Source organism: Spirillospora sp. NPDC047279, assembly GCF_040643285.1.
Classification (GTDB): Bacteria; Actinomycetota; Actinomycetes; order Streptosporangiales; family Streptosporangiaceae; genus Spirillospora.
Window position 1 is genome coordinate 92299 of sequence record NZ_JBEYUA010000028.1, and the last position, 6630, is coordinate 98928.

Consider the following 6630-nt stretch of genomic DNA (forward strand, 5'->3'; position numbering starts at 1 on the left):
GGCGCCTCACCGGGCGAGGGGGACTGACGTTGCCGGGACGTTGTGGCCCCGTACCCGCAGGTGCGGCTCGGCCCCGCCGAGGTCCGCTCGGTCGTAGGCCGCTGTGATCGTGGTGGACTCACTGGGCCAGAGCGTGACGTAGTTGTCCGAGTAGGTGACGGGCAGGACCTCCGTGCCGTCCCGCCCCACGGTGATCTCGGGACGCACGAAGAACGCCGGCTTCGAGCCGCTGGTGTTGACCAGCCGGATCGTCACGGTCTCCCGCCCGCCCATGCCGTTCTGCCCGCCTGTGTCGTTCCGCCCGCCTGTGTCGTTCCGCCCGCCCGTGCCGTTCTGCCCGCCCGTGCCGTTCCGCTCGCCTGTGTCGTTCCGCTCGCCTGTGTCGTTCCGCTCGCCTGTGTCGTTCTGCCCGCCCGTGCCGTTCTGCCCGCCCGTGCCGTGTTGCTCGCTCGTGTCGTTCTGCTCACCCGCGCGGTCCTGTCCGCGTTCGGGGGAACGGGTCGCGGTCGCGGTGAGGCCGTCGTTGGACGGGAGGTCGTTCAGGCCGGTGAAGTCGGCGTACGAGGTGATCTCGGTGGAGCTCCAGTCGCTCCTGGGGCCGAGCGCGTCCGGTCGCGTCGAGTTCCAGTAGAGGTTGTCGCTCACGGTCGCCCCGGCGGCGTCGGTCAGCCGGAGCCGGATGAAGTACGTGGGGGACAGGCCGCCGACCGCCGGCAGCCGCATGATCGCCGACGAGGAGTTCGCCGCCGCGTCGACCGGCGCCGTGGCCGCGTACCGCTGCCGCAGACTCGGCACGTCGTGCAGCGTGACCGTGGCCGTCAGCCTCTCCCGCGCCTGGAGCGTCGAGTTGATCACGTACACCTTGCGGGCGGCGTAGTCGTAGGCGATGTGCACCGGCTCGGTGGCCTTCTTGGTGCCGAAGTAGCCCCCACCCGGCTTGAAGAAGTAGTCGTAGAGGTTCCAGTGCACCGACGGCCACGCGTTGTTGAGCATCCAGAAGATCGTCCCGAACGACCGGTCGTACTTGTGGGCGCTCCAGGCCTCGAAGAACGCGCGCGCGGTCTCGTAGTTCTGGAGCTCGGCCTTCCACGCGTAGTCGGCCGCGCCCGTCGCCCTCCCGTACCGGCGGCCGATCGCCCTGTCGTAGGCCGCGGTCGAGTCGAACGCCGAGTCCGCCCGTCCCGCGTGGAAGTTCCAGGCGGCGCCGAGCGGCCACTGGTCCGCCGGCGCGAGGAACCTCCGCACGCTCTCGTACGGCGGCGGCGCCTGCGTGCCCTCCTCCCCGGTGGTGCCGAACGCGCTCCCGGCCCGGCCGGTGTCCCACCACAGGACGGGCGGCTCCCACACGTACGGGCCGTCCATCTTCATGCCGGCGTCCGGGTTGGACCAGGTCGCGACGTTGTCGACGGTCGGGTTCTGCCAGCGGAGCCTGGCCGCGACGGCCTTGTAGGCGGCGAGGTGCGCGGCGGTCGGCGGCTCGTCCGACCCGTAGTTCCACATGAACGGGCTCGCGTGATGGCGCAGCGACCGCATCTGGCTGTCCAGCGACGCCATCGCCACCGCGGTCTGCTCGGGCTTCCAGCCCTTGTCCGCCTGCCACGCGCTGCAGCAGACGAAGCCCGGCATGAGCATGATGCCGTTGCGGTCGGCCAGGTCGTACAGCTCCTCGTTGCCGAGCGTCCCCTCCAGCCGGATCGTGTTCAGCCCCATGTCCTTGACGTACCGGACGTGCGCCGCGTTCGTCCTGCCGTCCCAGCGCTGGAAGAGGTCCCAGACATAACCCCCGCCCCGGAACAGCACGTCCTTCCCGTTGACCTTGAAGCCCGCCCACGACGTGCCTCGCACCTTCTTGCGGTACGAGGTGAACTCCCTGATCCCGAAGTCGATCTCCCTGACGTCCGAGACGACGCCTCCCGGCTGGTTCACCGGCCGCGCGCGCTGCGCCGCCGTCATCCGCAACCGGTAGAGCTCAGGCCGCCCGTACTGGTGCGGCCACCACAACGCCGGCCGCGCGACCTTGACCACCGGGAACGCGACCTCCCGCCGTTCCCTCGGCCCCAGCGTCACCTCTGTCGCGAACCGCTGCGACGGATGCCCCGGCTTGGAGATCACCCCGGTCACCCTGGCCGTGACCGGTGCGTCCGTCGTGTTCACGGCGTCCGCGTAGACCGAGAGATCGGCACCCCCGCCCCGCGGCAACGTCGTCCGCACGTACGGATCGCGCAGCGCGACCGGGCCGCTGGTCTCCAGAACGGCGTCGTTCCAGATCCCGGCGTTCATGTCGGGCGCCGGCGGGTTCCAGTCGACCGTGCAGATCGACAGGTCCTCGCACCGCTTCGCGGGCGGCGTCACCAGGATCGCCAGCGCGTTCGCCCGGCCCGGCCTGATCAGGCGGCCGACGTCGTACTCGTGGTGGACCAGCGTGCCCACCGCGTCCCGGTCCAGCAACGTCCCGTTCAGCCAGATCCGCGCGCGGTAGCTGATGCCCTTGAACCTCAGCCGGTACGCCTGCCCGGGCACGGCCGCGGGCGCCTCGAACTCCCCGCGGAACCACCACTTCCCCTTGGTCAGGTCGGGCACCTTCTCGAGGTTCCGCCCGAAATAGACGTCCTTGTAGACGCCGTTCCTCACCAGCCCCGCCATCACCGTCGACGGCAACGTCACCGGATGCCATCCGTTCGTCCCGTACCCGACCCGCGAGACGACCTCTCCGGTGGCGTTCAGCCCCTCCGCCGAACGAAGCGCCCACCCCGACGTCAACTTCGTCGACCCGACCACCGGCCCCGGCTCTTCGCCCGGCGCTTCACCGCTTCGGGGCGCCGCCGCGACGACCCCGAACAGCAGGATCAGCGCCGTGGCGAGCATCGAGACTCTCCTCAGCGGCATCGATGACCTCCAGGCGCGGCCGTTGCGGGAGCTGCCGTCCTCTCCGGACCATAGTGCCGCCCGCCCCTCCGGTCCGCCGCCGCAGAGGCGGCCGCCCGTCAACGAACGATCGCCGAACGCCCGTCACGGCCGCCCTCACCGCCCGCCCCGCCTCCCTGATCAAGGTTCGCCCGTCCGGGCCCGCTACGGTGACCAGGTGGAACAGAGCTGGCAGAGCCGCGCGGTCATAGAACTCCTCCGATTGGCCGGTCGCCGCCGCCACTTCCAGAGCGCGGCGGGCATCCAGAAACGCCTCACCCGCCCCCGGCCCCCGGCCCCACCGCCCAAGTCCCTGAACAGCTCGCTGATCAGCCACGACTGGACCGTCCACCGCATCCGGCCCGCGGCCCCCGCCCCCGCCCAGGCGACCGTCCTCTACCTGCACGGCGGCGCCTACATCGGCGAGATCGTCCGCCCCCACTGGAACCTCATCGCCCAGCTGACCGAAGCCCCCGCCGAGGTCATCGTCCCGCTTTACCCCCTCGCGCCCTACGGCCGGGCCGCCTCCGTCGTCGCCGCCACCGCCGAACTGATCACCGCCACAGCCCCCACCGTCCTCATGGGCGACTCCGCCGGCGGCGGTCTCGCCCTCGCCGCCGCCCTGCGCCTCCGCGACCAGGGCGCCGACCTGCCCTCCCGCGTCGTCCTCATCTCACCCTGGCTCGACGTCACCATGACCGCGCCCCTCCAGGACGCCATCGAACCCGTCGACCCGATGCTCGCCCGCCCCGGCCTCGCCGAAGCGGGCCGCCTCTGGGCCGCCGACCTGGACGTCCGCCACCCCGACGTCAGCCCCCTCCACGGCTCCTTCGAAGGCCTGCCGCCCACCACCGTCCACTGCGGCACCCGCGACCTGCTCCTGACCGACAGCCGTACCTTCACCAAGGCCGCGACCAAGGCCGGAGTGCAGGTCGACTACCACGAAGCCCCCGGCCAGCCCCACGTCTACCCGCTCATGCCCACTCCCGAAGGCCGCGCAGCCCGCCGATCGATCATCGAGGCCTGCCGCTGAACCCGCCGTAAGAGTTCCGTAAGCGCCGATCAGGCCGACTCGGCGCCTCCCTCAGGTTGAATCGAAACACCAGCGCGAAACAACCGGGAGCCCTCATGAAGGCCGCCATAAAGAACCACCGACTGCTGCTCACCGTCGGCGCCGCCTTGGCCGTCCTCGTCGCTTTCGGCGGCCTGGCGGCCTTCCAACCCTGGAAACTCTGGGTCGACCAGAAAGTCGAAGAGTCCGCCCCGGTCGTCGCACCGGCCAACGGTGCGGCCGCCCCCTCTGCTCCCTCTGCTCCTTCTGCCGGCCGGGGGCGGCCGACAGGCCCGAAGCAGCTCTTCAGCACCGACGCCTGGCTATCGGTTTCGCACGGGTCGACCACCGGAAGGGTCAGGGTCTTCCAGCAGCCCGACGGAAGCCGCGTCCTGCGACTGGAAAACCTCGACACGTCCAACGGCCCAGACCTGAAAGTGGTCCTGTCCAAGGGCGATTACCGCGCCCAAGGCGACCTGACCCCCGGCTACCTGAACCTGGGAACGCTCAAGGGCAACAAGGGCAGCTCCAACTACACCATCGCGGCAGACGTAGACCTGAACGCCTACAAGAGCGCCGTGATCTGGTGCAAACGCTTCGACGCCGTCTTCGCCGCAGCCCCCATCAGCACCTAACCAGCCCCATTCACTCCTTTTCCCAGCCGTCCGCCCGCCCGGCCCACTCATCCACCCGACCGCGGACACGGCGTATCTCCGGCCCAGACTTCACAGCGAACGCAAGAAGCGCCAGGCCAAGCACTTCGGCGCCCATCTCTTGAATCCGAACGTCACTGCTCAGACCTGAGGCGCACCGCGCGCCTGGCGGCCGCGGTCACCCATTGGCTCATGCGGTCACCCGACTGCGGGGCAGCGCGGCCGCACCTTCAAACTCGGCAGCGACAAAGGTGAGGGACCGCCGGGGTCTCCGCGCCTCTGAGGGGCCGAACCTCTGATGCTCACCCTCTGCCCCACGGGCTGAGCGGCACCGGTCACCCCTCTGGTCCGGCCATCTGCCCGAGTGCGGGCCAGCACGGCCTGCTCCTCAAGCTTTGCAGCGACAAGGAAGTGGGTGGGGTGTTGGGGTCTTGGCGCCTCGCTGCGGGTCAACGCTTCTCTCGGTTAGATCATTAACCCTTCGGGGTCGGCGGCCTCGGTCACCCCTTTGGCCAACGCCTATCTCCCGAGTGCGGGGTGGGCGCGGTCTGCTGCTCAAACGCGGCATCGACAAGAAAGTAGGCGGCCGGTCAGGGTTTTCCTGTCATTGTGCGGGTGCTGCTTGTGGTTGATGTTCGAACTTTAGGGCCGCGCGAAGCGCGGGTTTCTCCGCGACCTCGGGCGGCAGCGCCCGCCTCCACCTAATCGCAGCCTGGCCTTTTCGAGACCTCAGCCAACGTGCCAGCAACCCCGGAAGGGCGGAAGGGCGGAAGGGCGGAAGGGCGGAAGGGCGGAAGGGCGGAAGGGCGGAAGGGCGGAAGGGCGGAAGGGTGTGCGCGGTGGGTCAGTTCGGCTCCGCTCAGCCGTCCACCAGCAGCAACCCGGCTTGGACTCCGACTCACCCGTGCCGGGCCACGCACCCACCGTGGGACGAAAGATCCGCCCGCCCACCGGCCAGGGAATTGTTGGCCACCTGCGGCCATCCGAAATGTCCGTAATCAGATAATTGCAATCCGTGACTGTCGATATAATCAAGACATGCATTCGATCGTTGCGGATCTAGAGACCGCTTCCACCGCGGAATTGGTGGAAGCGGTAGCCGCGATCGCCACCCAACTCGCCCACCGCCCCGCACCCGACTCCGGGTCTGCTTGCATGGAGTTGGCCGAGGAGTTGGCGCGTGCGTTCGATCAAGGCGAATTCGCGTTGGCCGCGATGATCGCAGTGGTGGACCGCACGGGTGAAATGAAGCACTGGGGGCTGCCGTCCACGCAGGCGTGGCTGCGGTGCCGTCTGGGGATGCGGGAAGGCCGCGCCAAGGAACGCATCACCCTGGCTCGGCAGTTGCCGCGTCTGGAGCGGGTGGGCAAGGACCTGGCCGCCGGTGACCTGTCCCTCGGTTATGCGGCTACGGTTGCCGACGCCGTGCAGCGGTTGAACGATGAGGACTGCGCGGCGGCCGAGGACATCCTGTTGAACGCCGCCAACGACGGGCTGTCGGCAGGCAAGGTCGCCCGATTGGGCCGCAAGATCCATGACCTGGTCTCTGAGGTCGACGGCACCGAGAAGGCGCCTGAGGACGTCAAACGCGGTTACGAACGGTCCTGGTTGACGTTGAGCCGGTCGCTGGATGGTGGGTCGTATGTGAACGGGTGGCTGAACCTCGAAGACACCGCGATCCTGGACGGCACCCTCGGCCACCTGGCCAAACCCGCGGGCAGCGACGACCGGCGTGACTTGGGCGAGCGGACGGCAGCCGCGTTGACCACCGTGCTGTCACACGGCCATGAGGACACCCGGGTCACCGTCATCGCCAACCTGGAGACGCTGATGGGCGAAGATGCGCCCGGTTGGTTGCGTGACGGCACCCCCATCCCGGCCGAGCAGGTGCGGCGGCTGGCGCTCACCGCCGGAATCTCACCCCTGCTCCTGGGGCCGGGGAACGTGCCGCTCTACCTGGGCCACACCACCCGCATCGCCAGCCCAGGCCAACGCCGCGTCCTGGAAACCCAATACGACACC

Annotated in this window: 4 protein-coding genes; 3 read left to right on the forward strand and 1 reads right to left on the reverse strand. The window is 69.4% G+C overall.

What is annotated here, in order from left to right; translation table 11 throughout:
• Window positions 1–6: 6 nt before the first annotated feature.
• The gene (locus ABZ810_RS44445; protein ID WP_358413691.1) at window positions 7–2886 is read right to left on the reverse strand and encodes a hypothetical protein; all 2880 of its coding nucleotides are present in this window, start codon (window positions 2884–2886) and stop codon (window positions 7–9) included.
• A 196-nt stretch (window positions 2887–3082) separates the two neighbouring features.
• Between ABZ810_RS44445 and ABZ810_RS44450 the strand changes: the two genes are divergently transcribed.
• The 3 genes from ABZ810_RS44450 to ABZ810_RS44460 form a co-directional block, all read left to right on the forward strand.
• Window positions 3083–3937 carry an alpha/beta hydrolase gene (locus ABZ810_RS44450; protein ID WP_358413694.1) on the forward strand — a complete coding sequence of 285 codons (855 nt, stop codon included), beginning with the start codon at window positions 3083–3085 and terminating at the stop codon, window positions 3935–3937.
• 95 nt (window positions 3938–4032) lie between these two features.
• Window positions 4033–4590, forward strand: coding sequence for a DM13 domain-containing protein (locus tag ABZ810_RS44455; protein ID WP_358413697.1), 558 nt, complete (start codon window positions 4033–4035; stop codon window positions 4588–4590).
• Between the two features lie 1056 nt (window positions 4591–5646).
• Window positions 5647–6630, forward strand: a 984-nt coding sequence (locus ABZ810_RS44460) for a DUF222 domain-containing protein (protein ID WP_358413700.1), incomplete at its 3' end; no start/stop codon positions are given.